Here is a 21,386-nt window from a genome sequence, read left to right as displayed (position 1 = left end):
AAGTCAATCGTTACCAGAAACACATCGCAAACACGACTAAAAATTTCGCAGTGGGCTAGTATAGGCACACGAGCCGCAATAGCAAGGTTTACAGCACTGGATTATTGTAAAGAGGCGTAAAATAATGCGACTGATTCACCTCCTCAAGCTAAAGAATTAGTTGCATAAAACTCACCCAAGAATGCGTCAGATCTCAGTTATTTTTTGGATAAAAAACTATAGTAATAGCAACAAATAAAAAAGAAGGAGGTTCGTATGATCAAGGTTGAAGATATGATGACTCGCAACCCTCATACCCTATTGCGCTCACACTCACTGGCCGATGCTAAGCACATGATGGAAGCACTTGATATCCGCCATATTCCGGTCGTCGATTCCGACAGGCAACTACTAGGTGTCGTCACACAACGAGACGTTCTCGCCGCTCAAGAATCCAGCCTACAAAACATCCCACAAGCTCAATCTTTTACTCTTGCTACTCCCCTCAACGACATCATGCACAAAAGTGTTATGTCGGTAGAGCCGCGTGCAGGATTAAAAGAATCGGCTATCTACATGCAGAAACATAAAGTGGGCTGTTTACCTGTCGTAGAAAACCACGAACTAGTAGGCATTATTACAGACAGCGATTTTGTCACGATAGCGATCAATTTACTGGAGCTGCAAGAAGAAGTAGAGCCAGAAGAAGCAGAAGTAGAGTAACGCTCGGAATTGATATAAAGAAGAACGGCCAATTCAGCCGCTCAGAGGGATTGTTGTCGCAGCGGATTATTATAGAAGCTCAGATACCACATCCGCTAATTGATGGAATGTCTCACGACGCGAAGAGCTTGGTCGCCAGACAAGGCCAATATCTCGGTAGGCCTGCTGACCAGGAGGATCGATCACAACGAGATTCTGGTTTTCCAATAAACCGTGGTCGATCGCCATTTGCGGAATAAAGGTGGTTCCTAAACCATTGGCCACCATTTGCACCAATGTGTGAAGGCTCGTCGCAGTGAACGGGTTGATCTTCTCTTTATCCGTTAACTTACAAGCCGACACAGCATGCTCGGTTAAGCAATGCTCGTTCTCCAACAAAAATACAGATTCGTCTGGCAGGTCATCGTATTTAATCGGAACGCGAATACCATCAGCTTGATTGCGACTGATCACCATCCGGAAAGGGTCTTGCCCAACAACTTGGCTTTCCATATTGTCGATATCGACAGGCAAAGCCAGAATCAGCACATCTAAGTCTCCATGACGCAGCGCAGCCAATAGGTTGGTCGTTGTGTCTTCACGTAACAGCAAATTTAATTGTGGAAAGCGCTGGTTGGCTTCCTGTACCAAATCGCACAAAAGGAACGGCGCTATAGTAGGAATACACCCGACTCGCAGCTGCCCTTGCATCGCATCCCCGTTACATAGATTTCCAAGCTCTACGAGATCTTGTCCTTTCGCTAGTAGCTCTCGACCGTGCTTGACCACCAGCTCACCTGCTTGCGTGAAAACTAGCGGGCTCTTTTTATCTTTCTTCTCATAAAGCGGGCAACCAATCAGCTCTTCTAGGTTTTGAATGCCTTTACTTAGCGTAGATTGACTGACGAAACAGCGATCTGCGGCATCACTGAAATGACGAGTTTCGTGAAGAGTAACAAGATAGTGAAGTTGCTTAAGACTTGGCCATTTATTCATGAAATTACTTTGTAATATGAGTAGGATAAGTTAGGTAAAGGTCATTCGACCTAAGGACAGGACAAAGAATAAGCTTATCGCTTTTTTCGATTAACTTAATCTATTTAATTCGCTTTTTTCTATAGTACCGATTGTACTATAGTTTGTCCCGTAGAAACGGAGCCCAAACAAAGATGTGTTGGGCCAACTAATTTTTTAGGAGATTCCAAAATGGTACTAGTAGGTCGTCAAGCCCCTGACTTTACTGCAGCAGCTGTTCTAGGTAACGGTGAGATCGTTGATAACTTCAACTTCGCAGAATTCACTAAAGGTAAGAAAGCTGTAGTTTTCTTCTACCCACTAGACTTCACTTTCGTTTGTCCTTCAGAGCTAATCGCTTTCGACAACCGTCTTGAAGATTTCCAAGCTAAAGGCGTTGAAGTAATCGGTGTTTCTATCGATTCTCAATTCTCTCACAACGCATGGCGTAACACTGCTATCGCTGATGGCGGTATTGGTCAAGTTAAATACCCTCTAATTGCTGACGTTAAGCACGAGATCTGCAAAGCATACGATGTTGAGCACCCAGAAGCAGGCGTTGCTTTCCGTGGTTCTTTCCTAATCGACGCTGACGGTCTTGTACGTCACCAAGTAGTTAACGATCTTCCACTAGGTCGTAACATCGACGAAATGCTACGCATGGTAGACGCACTAAACTTCCACGAGAAGAACGGTGAAGTTTGTCCTGCACAATGGGAAGAAGGTAAATCAGGTATGGACGCATCTCCAAAAGGTGTTGCAGCATTCCTATCTGAGCACGCTGACGACCTAAGCAAGTAATTACCTCTTAAGCCCGAACTCAACGCGGGTTAATGGTTGGAAGACTCTCTATTAAAGAGACATAAAGCATAAGCTAATAGCGCAAAGCGCACCGCCAATCAGTTAAGAAGTAAAGTCCTATTAAAAGCCCGAAGTTAACGCTTCGGGCTTTTTGTTTTCCCCCTCCTCGCTCCCCTAGACTGACTCTTGTAATAGATAATTGAGGTAGCGATAAACCTAAACTTTACCTCTATTTTCCCTTATCCCCATCTATTCAGAATCACACCTAGATTGCTATTATTTCATCAGTATCTTTTTGAACGGATAAACACGATGAACACCGAAATTGAAGTCTGTATCGATAACTTAGAATCTCTTCATACCGCACTATCTGGTGGCGCGAATCGAATTGAGCTTTGCTCTTCATTAGCACTTGGCGGATTAACTCCAAGCTTCGGAATGATGAAACAAGCGGCAATAGTTTCGTCGGTTCCGGTCTACGCTATGATACGCCCAAGACAAGGCGACTTCATTTTCGATAACGACGATATGCTCTGTATGCTTGAAGATATTGAAGCTTGCGCAAATGCAGGATTGGATGGGGTCGTACTTGGTGTGTTAGCGCCGAACGGAAGTATTGATATGCCAAAGATGCAACAACTGGCTGACAAAGCGCACTCGTTAAAGCTTGGGATTACCTTCCACAGAGCCATCGATCAAAGCTCTGATTTCCAAGCAGCATTAGAACAAATCATTACACTTGGATGCGAAAGAGTCCTGACATCAGGGCTTGCTGCTAATGCTGAGCAAGGTATCGATGTATTGGCTGCAATGGTCAAACAAGCCGATGGACGAATTGATATCATGGCGGGGGCTGGCGTTAACGCTGCGAATGCCAAAATGATTCAAAGCGCTACCCAAGTACCTGCTCTTCACCTTTCAGGTAAATCGACAAGGCCGAGTCTAATGGAAAACAACTCAAGTGCTCAAATGGGCAGTGATAATATTGATGATTATCAGATCCCAGTGACAGATGCGAGTAAGATATCTGATGTGAGAGCCGCCCTCACCGCTTAGGGCAATAGTCGCCAGCATAAATCCAGAGAACCTCGCTGACTAATCTAACTGACTGACGTATATTAGATTTAATAGCGCAGAAAATTTTCATGGATAGATATGGCTAAAGACTTATTCAGCTCTCTTGATTTAAACCTGTTACGAAGCAAAACATGTTTGGAAGAAACCAAATCCACGGCTTTCAGGCTGAAATTGGCGTGGCAAGTTATGACGGTACGAAAACGCGCTCAGGCGAAGTAGAAGAGAAAACAACACATGGTATAAGCCTAGGCGGGGCCTACGTTTACCAAGCGACACCAATGCTTGGATTACGTGCTGGTGTTGATATGAATATTTTTGATCACAACAAAACCTTTGTGCCTTACGACACAACGGTCAATTTCAATCTTGGTGCCATTATTAGCTTCTAAAGATAAGCTCTATTTTAGTGCGTCATCAAGGCTTTGATCACCGAGGTGACGTACATCTTTACCCTTCACAAAGTAAATAATGTATTCGCAGATATTTTGGCAGCGGTCTCCCACTCGCTCAATCGCACGAGCTGACCACATCACCTGCAAAATATTAGGGATGTTCTTAGGGTCTTCCATCATATAGGTCATTAACTGACGAATAACGGCTTCGTATTCCGCATCCAACTTATCATCAAGTTTGTGAACTTCAGCAGCCGCATCAACATCCATACGAGCAAAAGCATCTAACACTTGGTGAAGCATGGTGATTGCCTGACGGCAAAGAGGCTCTAACGAAACATGGAATTTTTGCTCTTTGGTTGAAGGGATCTCAATAGCACCTTGCGCAATTTTAGAAGCAACATCGCCAATACGTTCCAGATCGGTAATCGTTTTGATGATCGCCATAATCAAACGCAGATCCTTCGCTGTCGGCTGACGCTTTGCAATGATTCGAGTACAAGCCTCATCAATCGACACTTCCATCGCATTCACTTTGTGGTCATCACGAATCACTTTTTTGGCCAATTCAACATCGTCTTTATGAAGCGCCTGCATTGCAAACGAGAGTTGCTGCTCCACTAACCCGCCCATGGTCAATACATGAGTACGGATCGATTCTAACTCGACATTGAATTGCCCTGAAATGTGGCGACCGAAATGCATACTTGCTCCTTGAAAGAAATGAAGAAAGCCATTTTTGTAGAGTGACTTAGCTCTAGATGACACCTTTGGAGAGGTTAGCCATATCTACCAGTAATGTAGTCTTCCGTCTGGTTTTTCAATGGAGACGTAAAAATTGAGTCCGTATCTGAGTACTCGATCAATTTTCCCATATGAATAAAGGCAGTATGGTCACTTACACGCGCGGCTTGTTGCATGTTGTGGGTAACAATCACCACTGTGTATTGCGTTTTGAGATCGTTGATCAACTCTTCAATCGTTAAAGTAGAAATCGGATCGAGTGCCGATGTCGGCTCATCTAACAACAGCACTTCAGGCTCAATCGCAACCGCACGAGCGATAACCAAACGCTGCTGTTGACCGCCAGATAAACCAAAAGCATTCTCATGCAACCGATCTTTCACTTCATCCCATAACGCAGCAGCGCGCAGAGAGCGTTCAACCGCATCATCAAGGTCTCGGCTGTTGCTAACGCCTTGTAGCCTCAAGCCATAAACCACATTCTCATAGATAGATTTAGGAAAAGGGTTTGGACGCTGGAATACCATACCCACACGGCGTCGTAAGGTCGCAACATCCACCTTAGGGTGATAGACGTTCTTGCCATGAAGCTTCACTTTCCCGGAAACCTTACAGCCTTCAACAAGATCGTTCATGCGATTAATGCAGCGCAGCAGAGTCGACTTACCACACCCAGAAGGGCCGATAAACGCCGTCACCTGCCCCTTCGGGATCTGCATCGAGATATCATCAAGTGCTTGGCTCTCTTTATAGTAAAGATTTAGCCCTTCGATCGAGATAGCAATTTGCTCATCCTTCAGATTGTGAACATCAAGTGGTGCTTGGTAACCCAAGGTTTCATTAATCGAGAACATCTAATCTTGTCCTAAGGTTCGGTATTTTTCACGCAAGTTATTACGGATATTGATGGCTGTTAAGTTCAACCCAACAATCACCGTAACCAATAAAAATGAAGTCGCATACACTAAAGGTCGTGCCGCTTCGATATTAGAGGTTTGAAAACCAACATCATAGATATGAAAGCCTAAATGCATGAACTTTCTATCTAAGTGTAAATACGGAAACTGACCATCGACTGGCAAGCTAGATGCCAATTTAACAACACCCACCAGCATAAGTGGTGCAACTTCCCCCGCGGCTCTCGCGATTGCCAAAATTAAACCAGTGATAATCGCTGGGCTTGCCATCGGTAAAACAATGCGCCAAAGCGTCTCAAATTGAGTCGCACCAAGCGCTAATGAACCGTGCCTCACTGCACTAGGAATACGCGTTAAGCCCTCTTCCGTGGTTACGATAACGACTGGAAGCGTCAAGACCGCTAAGGTTAGTGCTGACCAAAGTAGACCCGGCGTACCAAATGTCGGTGCTGGCAATCGCTCTGCATAGAACAACGTATCAATCGAGCCACCAATGGTATAGACGAAAAAGCCTAAACCAAAAACGCCATACACAATCGACGGTACACCCGCCAAGTTAATCACGGCGATACGAATTAAACGTGTTAGTGCGTTGTTTTTTGCGTATTCATGAAGATATATCGAAGCGACTACCCCAAGAGGCATCACGACGATCGACATGAGAATAACCAACAGTACTGTGCCAAAAATAGCAGGAAACACACCGCCTTCAGAGTTTGAGTCTCGTGGGTTCTCTGATAAGAACTTCCAAACTTGTTTGCCCCAGTGCCCAACCTTTTCTAGGTAAGACATATTATTTGGGTACCAATAATCCAGAATGTGACTTAGCGAAATCTCGACCTGCTCGCCTGTCATATCCTCAACGAGTAAGCTTTCGACATTAAGTTGCGTTCTAAGGTGCTCAAGCTTAACTTCGGCTTCACCTAACTGGCGGTTTAATTCCAGTTTAGTTTGAGTATAGGTTTTAAGGTATTCATCGCTCACTGACTCATTGAGTTCAAGCTTACGCTTTTCTAAGCGCAGGTTTTCCAATTGCCAGCTGATATTGCGAATTTCTTGGTTCACGACACGCGACGTTTCTTTACGTAGCGCATCAGCGAACGCCAAGCCTTGTTCGAGCTTTTGGTCTATGTTCGAATCAAAGGTGCCAGAAGCGGTTTTAAAACCCACCGGCTTACCAAAGAAATAACCACCTCGACTTCGTTCAATCACAACCCAATCAAGCGGGGTAGTGGGTTCACGTAAGTTAACATCCAGAATAGAAACAAAGTCCGCAGGGTACAGTTCTCTGTTAGCAACTTTGATGCTTAAGCGCTGTATCAGCCCAGTCGACAAATTTTGAGGAGACAAAAGGTCATGGACTTGTGGAACTTGCTCTATCGGGATGTATTTTCGTTCATATAACTGACCAACCAATACATCTTGTTTTGATACGGTTTCGTCAAGATCGACCACTAGCGATAAGTCTTTGGAGTCAACTTGCCATTGATACAAAGGTGCGGGCCAAAAATAGGTTAAGCCCTTCCAACCAATCAGCAGCATTAGGCCAAGAACAGAAAGCATACTGATGCTCACCGCCCCGCCCGTAAGCCAGATCCACGGAGAGCCCGATTTAACCCAAGATAATAATGACTTCAGTTTATTCATCATGATCGACCTTGCTCTTGGCGTGCTGAAATCAAGGAGCTGCAAAGATCAAGAGACACGCTAGTCAAGCCACTAAAAGCCATTGATACACATTGAGGCAAACCTTTAAAACTACAGCGCACGATATTTATCTCTCAGTCTTTGTCTAACCCACTCAGCAACTGAGTTCACCGCGAATGTAAAGATAAACAGCAAGAGTGCAGCCAAGAACAGCAAGCGGAAATGAGAACCACCCACTTCTGATTCTGGCAGCTCAACAGCAATCGTTGCCGATAAAGTTCTCATCCCTTCCAAAACATTCCAGTCAAGAATTGGGGTGTTACCTGTCGCCATCAAGACGATCATGGTTTCACCAACTGCTCGCCCTAGGCCCATCATAACCGCAGAAAAGATACCTGGACTCGCCGTCAATAGCACCACATAAATAAGCGTCTGCCACGCCGTCGCACCCAACGCTAATGACCCATCAGACAAATGTTTAGGTACAGAGAAAATAGCATCTTCAGCAATAGTGAAAATCGTTGGGATGACCGCAAAGCCCATAGCAAAACCAACCACTAGCGCATTGCGTTGGTCAAAGTCGATACCATAGCTAGCCAAGAAGGTACGAATATCACCACCAAATAACAAGGCTTCAATGTTGTTTCCACCAGCAAACACCGCAACCACAGTAATCACCAATACCGGAATCAATATCAGAGCATGCCAACCATTAGAGAAGCGACCCGTTACCCTCTTCGGTAAACAGAACCAAACAAGTCCAGTCAGCAGTGTGCTCAGTGGTAATAGCATCATTAATGAGAAGACAGCCGTTAAATGTGTTTCAACGATTGGAGCAAACCAAAGCCCAGCCAAAAATCCGATGATCACGGTTGGAAGAGCTTCCATCAGCTCTATCGAAGGCTTCACCACTCTTCGCATGCGTGGAGACATAAAATAAGCGGTGTAAATAGCTCCGAGCACAGCAACCGGCACGGCAAACATCATCGCAAACAGAGCGGCTTTGATAGTACCGAATGTGATAGGTACTAAACTGAATTTCTCTTCAAAGTCATCATTCGCCGATGTTGATTGCCAAACGTATTGCGGCTCAGGGTAACTTTCATACCAGACCTTTTGCCACAGTGATGAGAATGAGATTTGTGGGTATTCATTGTCGACTTTAGCCACACTGATTGTGCCATCAATCAAGGTCGCCAGATGCAGTTCATTAGCAGACATAGCGGCTAATTGTGGTGACTTATCAAATGCGCGCTCGAATAGCGACAGCTTTTCACTGGTCGTATAATGGCTTTGTAATGTGCCGTTCTTATAGAAGCTGTAAAAACCCTTCCTATAAGTATCGGGCAAAATAAATTGCACTTGTTCAGCCAGCTGGAAATCTCGAATATGGGTCAGACTACGCTTTTCATCTTTAAGTACATCGAACCACTGAGAAACCTGTCCGTCCTCATGCGTGACCAACAACGAGTATGCCCCAGACAGTAAATCGATGCTTTTTACGGAATGCTTCGCATCATTTAAGCTAAGGTCAATCACTTCACGAACATCAAAGCCGTTATCTGATAGTTTCAAAACAACCAAATCCGATTGTGCTCGGAGATATAAAGTTTGCCCATCAGGAGTAACGAGCAGTTGCTGCTGTAATCCCAATTTATCCGATAGCCATTGGCTCTTCTGAAAAACATACTGACCAGCAAGGTCACTCTGATACCACTTAACCAAGACTCGCTGGTCACTCAACTGAGCTGCCACCGTAATACCACGCCCATTTTTAGAGAACGCGAATTTGTCGATCGTCGCCCCATTAGAGGATTCATCATTTAAAAATGGCTCAGGGAGAGTGATTTGCTCGATTTTAGGTTCGGCTTCGCTGCCCTTTTTCAGTACAGGCGCACTATACTCAGGATAGAAAAAAGTAAGATTGCTTGCGCTGTCGGCAAAGGCAAACCAGCTTTCAGATGGGGTATTTCGAGAAAAGGCGATCGGGTTAGCTAAAACATTACGCTCAAAGTAAGAATGTGTATTTTGAGACTCTAAATCCCAAAACTGAACCAAACCGGATTTTTCGATAGTAAACGCATGCTGACCGTATTCATCTACGGATAAGGCGATAGGCTTTTCTACGGCAACGGTCTTCACGGCTTGGTTAGTCTCTAAACCAGTATCAGAAAATACCGGTAAAATGACCATCGCCAAGTAAACAAAGATCAATACTAGAGCGGCTAGAACACTGACTGCACCACATGTCACCGAAAAACGGACGAGACGATCTTTCAACCATCTTTTTTTGTCGCGCTCTTTCAATGAAAATTGGGCTGAAGCCATCTGTTTATCTACCTTTTTTTAGCTACTGACATAATATGTACGTTAGATGACAATTATATTACAAGTTACGTTAAACAACTGAAACTAATAACAAGTTTGTTGACCATATTTCTTAAAGTAAGATCCTAGATTTTGTGAATTTTGTCATTCTAAATTAAAGTAATCAGCTCTATAGCCAGCACTCAAGGATTCTCATCTCGATGGAAAAAGACTATGTCACAAAAGAACTTAGCTGGTTATCCTTCAACGAAAGAGTGCTCCAAGAAGCGGCAGATAAGTCAGTCCCCTTAATCGAAAGAGTTCGTTTTTTAGGTATTTACTCGAAAAACCTCGATGAGTTTTACAAAGTCCGATTTGCTGATGTGAAGCGAAAGATCTTACTTCAAGATCCACAGCTAACCTCCAACTCGCCGAAAAGCCTACTGACTAAAATGCAGAGCAAAGCAAGCAAGCTCGATGCTCAATTCCATGAACTGTATAACGACTTGCTATTGGAATTGGTACGCAATCGTATTTTTCTGGTCAACGAACAACAAATCAGCGAAGAACAAAGTGGCTGGATAAAAAAGTACTTTAAGAAAAAAGTGCTGCCACACTTAACTCCGATTCTCTTGAACGAAGATAGCCAGTTACTTAATATTCTCAAAGATGAACAAAGTTACTTAGCCATCGACATCGAGCGTGATGCATCATCTCAATATGTCTTACTCGAAATCCCATCAGAAGCACTCCCTCGATTTGTTAAGTTACCGGAAACTTCGGGTTCGCAGCGTACAACTTTGATCTTGTTAGATAATATAGTTCGATTTTGTTTGGATGACTTACTTAAAGGATTCTTTGAGTATGACTCATTGCGTTGTTTTGCGATAAAAATGACACGTGATGCCGATTATGATCTGCAAGAGGACAATGAAAATAACCTATTAGAATCGATGTCTTTAGGTTTAGAACAGCGCTTAACGGCACTGCCGATACGTCTGATCTATGAATCTGAAATGCCAACTGAAATGCTCAACTTCTTACAAGTCAGACTTAAACTGTCTGACTATGACAGTGTCATCGCAGGTGGTCGCTATCATAACTTCAAACATTTCTCTGAGTTCCCAAGCCTTAACCGACGTGATTTAGTTAATCGTCCTCTACCCGCGATTAAGTGCGCGCATTTCAGCCATTACCCAAACTATTTCGAAGCGATCAAAGCTCGCGACATCTTACTGCATTATCCTTATCACACCTTTAGTCACATCACTGAACTGGTTAGGCAGGCTTCCTTTGACCCGAAGGTAACCTCCATCAAAATAAACGTTTACCGTGTTGCGGAAGGCTCAAAACTCCTCAGCTCGATCATCGATGCGGCGCACAATGGCAAAAAGGTCACTGTGGTTGTCGAGCTGCAAGCACGCTTTGATGAGCAAGCCAACATTCAATGGACCAAGAAACTTCAAGAAGCGGGTGTAAAAGTCATCCATGGCATCCCAAGTTTGAAGATCCATTCCAAGTTGCTGCTCATCAAACGAAAAGAAGGCAAGCATACCGAGCATTATGCCCATATTGGCACTGGCAACTTCCATGAAGTTACAGCGCGCGTGTATACCGATTTTTCTCTGCTCACTGCGAATGAAGATTTGACTCAAGAGGTGAGACAAGTCTTTAAGTATATTGAAAACCCTTATCAAAAGTCCCAGTTCAAGCAACTGATTGTGTCACCAAAGAATACTAGAAAACGTCTGTACCAATTGATAGATAATGAAATACAAAACGCGATAGAAGGTAAACCTGCAAGCATCACTCTAAAACTCAACAACTTGGTCGATCGAGAGATCATTGAAAAGCTCTATCAGGCTAGCCAAGCCAATGTAAAAGTGAGAATGGTCATTCGCGGCATGTGCTCTCTTGTCCCTGGCATACCCAACATCAGTGATCATATTGAGATAGTCAGTGTGGTCGATCGTTTCCTCGAACATCCGAGAGTGATGATATTTGGTAACGCTGGAAAGCCGAAGGTCTATATATCTTCCGCTGACTGGATGACACGAAATTTTGATCACCGCATCGAAGTTGCAGCTCCAATTTTAGATCCAAAGATCAAGCAAACCATTATCGATATCACCGAGTTTCATTTCGATGACAGCAACAAAGCTCGAGTGCTAGACCAAGCGATGAGCAACTCTTACACACAACCACCAGCAAACCTACTTGATTACCCGACGTCACAACTCTCCACTTACCACTATATTAAACGTATGGAGAAACTTGCTCGCAAGAAGTACAAACAAGAGAAGAAATCATGCCGCTAATTGATAACAAACATTCTCGATGTATTGCCGCTATCGACTTGGGTTCGAACAGCTTTCACATGGTGGTTGCCCGAGTATTCGATCAACACCTGCAATTAGTCAGCAGACACAAACAGAAAGTGAGATTAGGTGATGGATTGGATGAACGTAACGTCCTATCTGAAAGCGCTATCGAGCGAGGCCTAGAATGCCTCAAGGTGTTCGCAGAACGACTGGCGGATTTTGAGCTTGATGATGTCAGAGTTGTTGCGACTCATACCCTAAGAAAAGCCAAAAACGCTAAAGACTTCTTAGAGCAAGCCAAGCCACTGTTTCCTTTTCCAATAGAGATCATTTCCGGTCAAGAAGAAGCTCGAATAATCTATAACGGAGCAGAACACACTCAAACCGCTTCTGAATCTAAGTTGGTTATTGATATCGGTGGAGGGAGTACGGAACTCGTCGCCGGACAAGGCTTTACTCCTCTAATTATGCGCAGTTTACCGATGGGATGCGTCAACTTCACTCAACGTTTCTTTGCTGACGAAGGGCTAACTTCGCGACACTTCTCAGATGCTTATACCGCAGCTACTCGTCTATTGATGCCATTGATTGAAGAATACACAAAAGCCCCTTGGGAAATCGCTTTTGGCTCATCTGGTAGCACGAAATCAATAAAAGAAGTACTCATTGGCTTAGGGTTCACCGATGGTCTCATTACGCCCCAACGCCTGTCCTATTTAAAGAATCACTTATGTGAGTTTTCATCATCCAACACCGTAAATCTTTCAGGCTTAAGTGATGAGAGAAAGCCTGTGTTTGCTGCAGGCGTCACCATTCTTTCAGCAGCAATGGATACGCTAGACATCAAGGAGTTACATTTTTCTGATGGTGCCCTGAGAGAAGGCGTTCTTTATGACATGGAGGATAGGTTTAAAGATATTGATATTCGAACAAGAACTGCCGAAACGCTCGTCTCTCGATACCATGTAGACGTAACTCATGGCGAGAAAGTGAAAGTGCTCGCTCTTTCATTGCTGAAACAAGTACAGCCTCAAGTGACAACTGCGGTCACTAATGAGCTGTATGATCTGCTTGGTTGGGCTGCAGTACTTCATGAGGTAGGACAAAGCATTGCATTCCAAGGCTATCACCGCCATTCGGCTTATCTGCTTAAGCATACGACAATGCCAGGCTTTAATACTGAGCAACAACGCCTTATATCAGCATTGGTTCGCTATCAAAGAAAAGCGCTCAAACTACAAGATTTGCCGGAACTTTCTCTGTTTACTCAGCAACAAGTCACCCTGCTGATTCGTATATTGAGACTCGCTATCTTACTCAACCGTCAGCGAAATCAAGCACTGGCCCCAGACGTGACTCTAACGATTGAACAACAGGATAACTGGGAATTGAAAGGAACTAACAGCGATTGGTTGGCCCAAAACCAACTGCTTGATTATGAGCTCAGAGAAGAGCAACAACGTTGGCAAAATGCAGGATGGTCGTTAAAGCTAAAATAACGAACAGTCAAAATTAAAACAGCCTGCGACGCGCAAGCTGTTCATACGTTTCTTATCTAAGTTTATCGCAGCCTGAATTAGAGCCCGACTTTTGCCAACTCTTGCTCTGCGAACTCAGACGGTATTGCTAAATAGCCATCTTTCTCTACAAGCTCTTGTCCCTGCTTTGAGAATACAAAAGTAAGGAACTCTCTCTCAACCGGAGAAAGTGGTTTATCCGGATGCTTATTCACATACACATAGAGAAAACGAGATAGAGGGTAATCACCACTCAAGATATTCTCACGCGTAGGCTCAACATAATTAGAGCCGAGCTCTGCAATAGGAATCAGCTTAACACCTGCTACGCGGTAGCCAATGCCCGAGTAGCCAATCCCACTGATGGATGAAGCGACCGACTGAACGACTGAAGCCGAACCAGGTTGCTCATTCACACGATTTTTAAAGTCACCGCCGCACAGTGCATTCTGTTTGAAGTATCCATAAGTCCCCGATACAGAATTGCGACCGAACAATTGGAATCGATGTTTCGCCCATGGCTGATCGATTCCGAGATCTTGCCAGTTATTGAGGGGCCTTGTTGCTCCGCAGCGTAATGTCTCAGAAAAAATGCCATCAATCTGACGAAAGTTAAGCCCCTCAATAGGGTTATCACGATGCACAAAAAGCCCAATCGCATCGATAGCAACTCGCAGTGCTGTTGGCTTATATCCATGCTCCCTTTCAAATGCTTCAATTTCTCGCAGGCGCATCGGACGACTCATTGGCCCTAGATGTGCAGTCCCTTCGGTTAAGGCTGGAGGAGCAGTAGAAGAACCCGATGCTTGGACTTGAGCGTTAACATTTGGGTAGTAGGACTTGAACTCTTCCACCCATAACGTCGTCATACCCGCTAAGGTATCCGAACCGACCGATAATAAGCTCCCAGAAATTCCCGGAACCTTAGAATAATCAGGAAGAGAATCGACACCCTGTTCGGCATGCACAGGGTTAACTAAAGCAAACGCTAATAATGAGCTGACTGGAAAATGCATCCTGCGTATCGAACAACTCATGATACGGTCAGTCGATTTGGTAAAGTAAAATGGAAACGACTGCCGACGCCCACTTCACTTTGAATTTCGAGATGTGAATCGTGGTGGCTAAGCGCATGCTTTACAATCGCTAATCCAAGACCACTACCACCGGTATCACGAGAGCGGGCTTTATCTACACGATAGAAGCGCTCTGTGAGTCGATGTAAGTGTTGAGGCTCAATACCATCACCAGTATCTGACACATCTAAGCACGCGCCTTGGCTGGTTTGATACCAACGCACTTTGACCGTTGCACCTGCGGGTGTGTATTTAACCGCGTTATAAACCAAATTCGATATCGCACTTCTCAATTGGTCTTCATCGGCAAGAACTCGTAGGCTCTTATCGATATCAAACTCAAGCTTATGTTCGCGCTCACCGCTAAGGCTCGCCGCTTCTTTCTCAAGAACCTCAAGCATCGCCGGAACGTTGACCACTTCATCCAACTCATGCATTGGCGCCGCTTCAATTTTCGAAAGCGTGAGTAGTTGATTAACCAAACTGTTCATTCGATTGAGCTGCTCAGTCATTACGCCATGCGCCTTGGTCCACATTGGGCCAACGATCATGTCTGGATCTTCGGTCATTTCAAGGTAACCTTGAAGGACGGTCATCGGCGTACGCAATTCATGAGAAACGTTAGCGAAGAAGTTACGGCGCATGCCTTCTAACTGCTTAAGCTGGGTCACATCACGTACCACCATCAGGTGTTCACCCTCGGTATACGGCACAATACGCAGCTCGAGCATACGCTCCACATTCAATGGAGAAGGCATCTCTAATGGCTCAGAGAAATCTTGCTTATTAAGGTACTTAATAAAATCTGGAGTACGAATCAAATTCGAGATCGGTTGACCTGAATCATCTGGCCAACGAAAGCCCAGCAAATACTGAGCTAGCTTGTTACACCAAACGATATTGCCTTCACCGCGAAATACCACAACGGCATCGGGAAGCGATTCTGCACCGTTACGGAAACGGCGGATAAGGTTAGTCAGTTCTTTGCGTTTGCGACGCTGTCTCTGCTGCATACGATAAATACCGTTAAACAGAGATTCCCAGTTCCCAGAGCCTGAAGGTGGAGTTAGACGCTTCTCATCCCACAGCCATGCGGACAAACGCATTTGGTTGTGTAGATGCCAGCCGAGCTGCAATACCGTAGCAGCCAGCAGCAACCAAGGTAGGTAACCGAATATCCATCCGACTAAAACCCATGGTGCGTAAAAAAAAGCCAGCTCCCAAGCCAGCTTTTTCCAGGTTAACTTTTCAACCATTCAGGACTCCGTAAACTGGGCAGCGAAGCCACATTAAGCCTTTGTAGAAAAACGGTAGCCAGCGCCACGAACCGTTTGGATTAGCTTATCGTGACCTGCAGACTCAAGCGCTTTACGCAGGCGTCGAATATGTACATCAACCGTTCGGTCTTCAACGTAAACATTGGTACCCCAAACGTTGTTAAGCAGCTGCTCTCGGCTGTACACACGCTCTTGGTGAGTCATAAAGAAATGCAGCATTTTGAACTCTGTTGGTCCCATATCAACTGGACCTTCGCTTGCGGTAACACGATGAGATACTGGGTCTAGCTTAAGACCTTGTACATCAATCACATCTTCTAGTGCAGTAGGCGTTACACGGCGGATAACCGCTTTCAGGCGAGCAACGAGCTCTTTGGGTGAAAATGGCTTGGTGATGTAATCATCAGCACCCACTTCTAAACCACGCACCTTATCTTCTTCTTCTCCACGAGCCGTTAGCATCACCACTGGGATGTTGCGAGTTAACTCTTCACGCTTCATGTGCTTGATAAAGTTTATCCCGCTACCACCAGGTAGCATCCAATCTAGTAATACTAGATCTGGGAAAGGTTCACATAGCTTGTTTACCGCTGTATCGTAATCTTCAGCCTCTACTGCTTGGTAGCCTTTTTGTTCAAGCACGAAGCACAGCATCTCACGAATAGGTGCTTCATCTTCAACGACCAGAATCCTTCTCGACATAATTGAATAGCCTTTGTATTTAATCAACGCATTGCATTATCTGAGTTAATTATGACACTTTTGTGACCTTTGAAAACAAATTTTCATATAACTGTCTCAAACATTTCACTTTATAACTTTTGATACAGAGCTAGGGACAAATCGAATTAGATCTCATATCATGAAGCACTTCTAAAAAGGTATGAGAAAAATTTATGTGGTTTAAAAATTGCCTAGTCTATCGCTTCAACCGTGATATTGATTTCAACGCAGATCAGCTAGAGAAACAACTTGAAGAATTCCGCTTTACTCCTTGTGGTAGCCAAGACAAACAGAAGTTTGGTTGGGTACACGCAATGGGTAGACATGGCGATATGATGACGCACGTATCAGAAAACCGCATTCTTATCTGTGCAAAGAAAGAAGAGAAAATGCTACCCGCTTCTGTGATCAAAGAATCATTGAACGCAAAAGTAGAAACGCTTGAGGCAGAGTCTGGTACCCCTCTGAAAAAGAAAGAGAAAGACAGCCTAAAAGAAGACATCATCATTGATCTACTTCCTCGAGCATTCAGCCGCAGTAACTTCACTTACGCGCTGATCATGCCAAAAGAAGGTTTCATTGTGGTTGATGCGAGCAGCTACAAAAAAGCAGAAGATGTATTAGCATTGCTACGTAAGACAATGGGTAGCCTGCCAGTAGTGCCAGCTATCCCAGAGCAAGCGATCGAAACGACTCTTACAGAATGGGTGAAATCAGGTGATACGCCACAAGGCATCACTATGCTTGATGAAGCAGAACTAAAATCTATTCAAGAAGACGGCGGTATTGTTCGAGTTAAGAAACAAGAACTAGAAGCTGATGAGATTAAAAACCACATCGAAGCCAATAAGATGGTGACGAAACTTCTTATCAACTGGCAAGACCGTATTGAATTCATTCTTGCAGAAGATGGCAGCATCAAACGCCTAAAATTCAGTGATGAGCTCAAAGACGAAAACGACGATATTCCTCGTGAAGATCAAGCTGCGCGTTTTGATGCGGACTTCTCTCTACTTTGTGGTGAGTTCAGTGTTTTCCTTCCAAACCTATTTGAATCATTAGGCGGGTTAACTCAACCTAACGCTTAATCAGTCAAACTATAGGCTCAGGTGCTAACGGTATCTGAGCTTATTTCTCACTAAGTTCTCACTTATATCTGCCTCTAGACCCTCTTGTTAATGTCATTGCTATCTTTAGGGCTATCAACCAAACTCATTTTAGCGTAAAATTTGCGCCCCTTTGATATCACTTGGTGGTATCAACCTGACTTGAGATCAGATTAGAGAACGAAGCAATGACTACACAAAAACCATTTGTACCTGAACTATTATCACCGGCAGGAAGCCTCAAAAACATGCGTTACGCATTCGCCTACGGCGCAGATGCAGTATACGCAGGCCAGCCACGTTACAGCCTTCGTGTTCGTAACAACGAGTTCAATCACGAAAACCTACAAATCGGTATCGATGAAGCTCATGCTCAAGGCAAAAAGTTATATGTTGTATGTAACATTCAGCCGCACAACTCTAAATTAAAAACATTCATTCGCGACCTCAAACCAGTTGTAGACATGGGCCCTGACGCGCTTATCATGTCAGATCCTGGTCTTATCATGATGGTTCGTGAAGCATTCCCTGAAATGCCAATCCATCTTTCTGTTCAAGCAAACGCAGTAAACTGGGCGACCGTTAAGTTCTGGTCAACTCAAGGCGTTGAGCGTGTGATCTTATCTCGTGAGCTATCGCTTGAAGAGATCGAAGAGATTCGCGAACACTGCCCAGAAACAGAGCTAGAGATCTTTGTTCACGGAGCTCTTTGCATGGCTTACTCAGGCCGTTGTCTGCTTTCTGGTTACATGAACAAGCGCGATCCAAACCAAGGTACTTGCACCAACGCTTGCCGCTGGGAATACAAAACAGAAGCAGCGAAAGAAGACGAAAACGGTCAGATCGTTGAAGCAAACCCTACTGGTGTTGCTATTCAAGAAGTAGAAACGCAAGACATTGAAGTTCAAGATGAGCGTCCAGACAACACACTAGGCCTTGGTAAACCAACAGACGAAGTGGTTCTGCTTTCTGAATCACACAAGCCAGAAGAGAAAATGGCAGCGTTTGAAGATGAGCATGGTACTTACATCATGAACTCAAAAGACCTTCGTGCAATCCAACACGTTGAGCGCCTAACGAAGATGGGTGTTCACTCTCTGAAGATTGAAGGTCGTACTAAGTCTTTCTACTACTGTGCACGTACTGCTCAGGTTTACCGTAAAGCTATTGACGATGCAGTGGCAGGCAAACCATTCGATGAAAGCCTAATGGGTACACTAGAGAGCCTAGCTCACCGTGGTTACACTGAAGGCTTCTTACGTCGCCATACACACGATACATACCAAAACTACGAGTACGGTTACTCTATCTCTGACACTCAACAGTTTGTTGGTGAGTTCACAGGTAAGCGCCGTGGTGACCTAGCGGAAGTAGAAGTGAAGAACAAGTTCCTAGTAGGCGACAGCTTAGAAATGATGACACCGAAAGGTAACGTTGTTTTCAAACTAGAAGTTATGGAAAACCGCAAATCTGAAGCGGTCGACGATGCGAAAGGTAACGGTCACTTTGTATTTATTCCTGTACCAGCAGATCTAGATCTAGAGTACGGCTTGCTGATGCGTAACTTGAGCGAAGGCCAAGATACACGTAACGCATCAGGCAAATAATTTTTACTTAAGCGACTTACTTGAGAAGAAAATAATGGCTCTGTTAATTACTGACAAGTGCATAAACTGCGATATGTGTGATCCTGAATGCCCAAATGGTGCAATCACTATGGGCGACAGCATCTTCGAGATCGATCCTGATTTATGTACAGAGTGTAAAGGTCACTATGAAAAGCCAACATGCCAGTCAGTGTGTCCGATTACAAAATGCATCATCACTGACCCAAACCATATTGAAACTGATGAAGAGCTACTTGAGAAGTTTGTTATCATTCAAGGCTTGACCTAAAAGAAGAAAGGTTCAACTTAACCATAAGTTGAACCTTTTTTTTCATCCTGATTTTCCGATTGGATAAATATTGCAGAAGAGCTCTTTTTCAAATTGATATTCGAGTCGTTCTCGCCAGTTTATTGATTGAGCTATAGGAACAAGATAAAAGTTTTCCCTGCTGGTATCGGTCACAAATGCCATTCCATACTGCATCAATTCATAGTGAACATCATTTACGAAACTAGGGTCTAAACGTTGTCTGCCTGTTAGCTGATTGATGTCATCTCTTGAAATTGAAATACCCGAGCTTTCAGCGTTGAACCTATGTCTTAACCATTCTGAAAATTCCTTCGCACAAATCATAGTCATAGTCTTATCCTTGAATTATCTATCGACGGGTATCAGACTCTGATTTCGCATACTGCATATAAGCCGCATCTTTCACCCCAAAACACTCAATCCCTGACCAAACCTTGTCAAATTCGCCATCGCCCTTGCTGATACCGTTATTGCTTTTATTAATATCAAACGATGTTCTTAATCTCGTGTTTATAAACTCTAGACAAAAGTGTGATATTTCTCCAGTTTTAGAGTCTAAAAAACCAGTGGCAGTACCACTGTAAAAAGCCTCGATGAACAGGATTACTTATTCGATATCAAGGCCAAACACTGACTTGGCATCACTTTAACTTTTTTCTTTTTCTTAGTTTTCGCTACTTTTTTAGGAGGTGGAACTGGAACAGTCTTTGGAGCCCAACTTGCAAGTTCATCTCCACAACCGTCACCTTTAGGAGGGCTCGCTTGAGCTATGCAGTTTGAACTGCCTTCAGGACACTTTAAACGAACGTGGAAGTGGGAGTGGTGTCCCCACCAAGGTCTTATTTTGCCTAACCAAGCTCTATCATTAGCGTCAGAGTTTTCTTGTTCACAAAGGGTTTGCTTGATCACTGGATGAACAAAAATACGCACCACTTTTTCATCTTTCGCCGCATAACGAATAACTTGAAAATGATCATCGGTCCAATTCGATTCACGCAATTTGTAGTTGGTAAGATCCACAACGCTCACAGGTTTAGGCACAGCTAATTCGTTCTCTGACAACCTCTTACTGGTTAACCTTAGCCATATATCAATATCTAACCCTGTTTGATGACTTGAATGACCTGAAGAAAAGCGCCCTCCTCTGGGAAGAGAAATATCACCGATCAATAAATTAGTATTGAGCTTCTCGCTGGTCGTGACTCCTAACCTCTCAATAAACTTTATAGCTTCTGTATGGCCATAGTAGCGCTCTCTTTGAGGCCGAATGATCTGATAGCCAACACCATTAATCGGTAAAGCCTGTGCACCGTCCAAGCAGCCGTTAGCGTAACTGCCGATCGATGAGGTCGAGTTTGTCGTCGGGCTTTTCTCTTTCTCCCAAGGGGTTGCTAAAGAAGAAAATGAGTAAAACAGGACAACTAAAACAAAAGATAACCTCATAACCGTTCCATGTAAGTGATGCATATTATTTATACTAGTCGGCATTTGAGAACAGTTTACGATTATTGGCAACTTTTTGGGAGCAGAGAGAAATTTGAGATAGAAGAAGCTGAAAAGGGGTTATGAAGTATTTCAACTTAAGAAAGCAAAAAGGCTCTAGTCTTTCGACTAGAGCCTTAAATATAGCAGGGATGGGCCGACACTCCGGAGATTCGACCGGGCTGGCGCTCCAGCTCCCAACATTGCTTTGCAGAAGCAACAGACGTAAAAAAGCCCCAGCATTTCTGCTGAGGCTTCGTATATGGCAGGGGTGGAGAGATTCGAACTCCCAACACGCGGATTTGGAATCCGCTGCTCTGCCAATTGGAGCTACACCCCTATTTTCAGTTTTAAAGAGCTGAAACTCTGAATAAGTGGCGGAGTGGA

The 21,386-nt window shown here is 44.2% G+C and carries 18 protein-coding genes, 1 tRNA gene and 1 pseudogene; 9 read left to right on the top strand and 11 right to left on the bottom strand.

Annotated elements, in window-relative coordinates:
* Positions 1 to 255 precede the first annotated feature (255 nt).
* The gene (locus AB4133_RS12775; RefSeq protein ID WP_017062524.1) at positions 256 to 702 is read left to right on the top strand and encodes a CBS domain-containing protein; all 447 of its coding nucleotides are present in this window, start codon (positions 256 to 258) and stop codon (positions 700 to 702) included.
* A gap of 69 nt (positions 703 to 771) precedes the next feature.
* Here the strand turns inward: AB4133_RS12775 and AB4133_RS12770 are convergent, their stop codons facing one another.
* On the bottom strand, positions 772 to 1,677 hold the full coding sequence (locus AB4133_RS12770; RefSeq protein WP_017062525.1) for a hydrogen peroxide-inducible genes activator: 906 nt from the start codon (positions 1,675 to 1,677) through the stop codon (positions 772 to 774).
* 210 nt (positions 1,678 to 1,887) lie between these two features.
* Here AB4133_RS12770 and AB4133_RS12765 point away from each other — a divergent pair, with 210 nt between their 5' ends.
* From AB4133_RS12765 to AB4133_RS12755, 3 genes and pseudogenes are all read left to right on the top strand, one after another.
* Positions 1,888 to 2,496: a peroxiredoxin C gene (locus AB4133_RS12765; RefSeq protein WP_017062526.1), complete on the top strand. Its 609-nt coding sequence runs from the start codon at positions 1,888 to 1,890 to the stop codon at positions 2,494 to 2,496.
* 312 nt (positions 2,497 to 2,808) lie between these two features.
* On the top strand, positions 2,809 to 3,552 hold the full coding sequence (locus AB4133_RS12760) for a copper homeostasis protein CutC (protein ID WP_017062527.1): 744 nt from the start codon (positions 2,809 to 2,811) through the stop codon (positions 3,550 to 3,552).
* Between the two features lie 146 nt (positions 3,553 to 3,698).
* Positions 3,699 to 3,962: pseudogene (locus AB4133_RS12755) on the top strand (hypothetical protein); the annotation flags it as partial.
* A gap of 9 nt (positions 3,963 to 3,971) precedes the next feature.
* Here AB4133_RS12755 and phoU read toward each other — a convergent pair.
* The 4 genes from phoU to AB4133_RS12735 form a co-directional block, all read right to left on the bottom strand.
* Positions 3,972 to 4,670 carry a phosphate signaling complex protein PhoU gene (phoU, locus tag AB4133_RS12750; RefSeq protein WP_009848270.1) on the bottom strand — a complete coding sequence of 233 codons (699 nt, stop codon included), beginning with the start codon at positions 4,668 to 4,670 and terminating at the stop codon, positions 3,972 to 3,974.
* Between the two features lie 74 nt (positions 4,671 to 4,744).
* On the bottom strand, positions 4,745 to 5,563 hold the full coding sequence (pstB, locus tag AB4133_RS12745) for a phosphate ABC transporter ATP-binding protein PstB (RefSeq protein WP_009848269.1): 819 nt from the start codon (positions 5,561 to 5,563) through the stop codon (positions 4,745 to 4,747).
* Positions 5,564 to 7,273 (bottom strand): phosphate ABC transporter permease PstA, encoded by a 1,710-nt coding sequence (gene pstA / locus AB4133_RS12740; RefSeq protein ID WP_372224715.1) that lies wholly within the window; start codon positions 7,271 to 7,273, stop codon positions 5,564 to 5,566. It abuts the gene before it with no gap.
* Between the two features lie 111 nt (positions 7,274 to 7,384).
* Positions 7,385 to 9,601, bottom strand: coding sequence for an ABC transporter permease subunit (locus AB4133_RS12735; protein ID WP_372224678.1), 2,217 nt, complete (start codon positions 9,599 to 9,601; stop codon positions 7,385 to 7,387).
* A 200-nt stretch (positions 9,602 to 9,801) separates the two neighbouring features.
* Here AB4133_RS12735 and ppk1 point away from each other — a divergent pair, with 200 nt between their 5' ends.
* Positions 9,802 to 11,898 (top strand): polyphosphate kinase 1, encoded by a 2,097-nt coding sequence (gene ppk1, locus AB4133_RS12730; RefSeq protein ID WP_017066137.1) that lies wholly within the window; start codon positions 9,802 to 9,804, stop codon positions 11,896 to 11,898.
* Positions 11,889 to 13,400, top strand: coding sequence for an exopolyphosphatase (gene ppx, locus AB4133_RS12725; RefSeq protein ID WP_372224676.1), 1,512 nt, complete (start codon positions 11,889 to 11,891; stop codon positions 13,398 to 13,400). The genes ppk1 and ppx overlap by 10 nt, the downstream gene beginning before the upstream one ends.
* A 77-nt stretch (positions 13,401 to 13,477) precedes the next feature.
* On the opposite strand, the gene AB4133_RS12720 is transcribed toward ppx, so the two are convergent.
* From AB4133_RS12720 to phoB, 3 genes are read right to left on the bottom strand one after another with little or no spacing between them, the layout of a single operon-like run.
* A complete protein-coding gene (locus AB4133_RS12720; RefSeq protein WP_372224674.1) occupies positions 13,478 to 14,455 on the bottom strand; it encodes a PstS family phosphate ABC transporter substrate-binding protein in 978 nt (325 codons plus the stop codon).
* On the bottom strand, positions 14,452 to 15,750 hold the full coding sequence (gene phoR, locus AB4133_RS12715) for a phosphate regulon sensor histidine kinase PhoR (protein ID WP_004740365.1): 1,299 nt from the start codon (positions 15,748 to 15,750) through the stop codon (positions 14,452 to 14,454). The genes AB4133_RS12720 and phoR overlap by 4 nt, the downstream gene beginning before the upstream one ends.
* A gap of 33 nt (positions 15,751 to 15,783) precedes the next feature.
* The gene (phoB, locus tag AB4133_RS12710) at positions 15,784 to 16,473 is read right to left on the bottom strand and encodes a phosphate regulon transcriptional regulator PhoB (RefSeq protein ID WP_004735064.1); all 690 of its coding nucleotides are present in this window, start codon (positions 16,471 to 16,473) and stop codon (positions 15,784 to 15,786) included.
* A gap of 194 nt (positions 16,474 to 16,667) precedes the next feature.
* On the opposite strand from phoB, the gene rdgC reads away from it, so the two are divergent.
* The 3 genes from rdgC (at position 16,668) to AB4133_RS12695 (ending at position 19,496) form a co-directional block, all read left to right on the top strand.
* A complete protein-coding gene (gene rdgC, locus AB4133_RS12705; protein WP_017062534.1) occupies positions 16,668 to 17,582 on the top strand; it encodes a recombination-associated protein RdgC in 915 nt (304 codons plus the stop codon).
* Between the two features lie 206 nt (positions 17,583 to 17,788).
* Positions 17,789 to 19,207, top strand: a complete 1,419-nt coding sequence (yegQ, locus tag AB4133_RS12700; protein WP_017062848.1) for a tRNA 5-hydroxyuridine modification protein YegQ — start codon at positions 17,789 to 17,791, stop codon at positions 19,205 to 19,207.
* A 34-nt stretch (positions 19,208 to 19,241) separates the two neighbouring features.
* Positions 19,242 to 19,496, top strand: a complete 255-nt coding sequence (locus AB4133_RS12695; RefSeq protein WP_372224672.1) for a YfhL family 4Fe-4S dicluster ferredoxin — start codon at positions 19,242 to 19,244, stop codon at positions 19,494 to 19,496.
* Positions 19,497 to 19,538: 42 nt separating this feature from the next.
* Here the strand turns inward: AB4133_RS12695 and AB4133_RS12690 are convergent, their stop codons facing one another.
* The 3 genes from AB4133_RS12690 to AB4133_RS12680 form a co-directional block, all read right to left on the bottom strand.
* Positions 19,539 to 19,847 (bottom strand): hypothetical protein, encoded by a 309-nt coding sequence (locus AB4133_RS12690; protein WP_017062536.1) that lies wholly within the window; start codon positions 19,845 to 19,847, stop codon positions 19,539 to 19,541.
* Positions 19,848 to 20,120: 273 nt separating this feature from the next.
* Positions 20,121 to 20,960, bottom strand: coding sequence for a penicillin-insensitive murein endopeptidase (gene mepA, locus AB4133_RS12685; RefSeq protein WP_372224671.1), 840 nt, complete (start codon positions 20,958 to 20,960; stop codon positions 20,121 to 20,123).
* 302 nt (positions 20,961 to 21,262) lie between these two features.
* Positions 21,263 to 21,339: transfer RNA gene (locus AB4133_RS12680), tRNA-Trp, on the bottom strand.
* Positions 21,340 to 21,386: the final 47 nt, after the last annotated feature.

It is taken from the genome of Vibrio sp. 10N.286.52.F8 (genome assembly GCF_041468745.1).
GTDB classification, from domain to species: domain Bacteria; phylum Pseudomonadota; class Gammaproteobacteria; order Enterobacterales; family Vibrionaceae; genus Vibrio; species Vibrio crassostreae_C.
The sequence above is the reverse complement of the archived record's forward strand: the minus strand, read 5'-3'. Positions and strand labels throughout refer to the sequence as shown.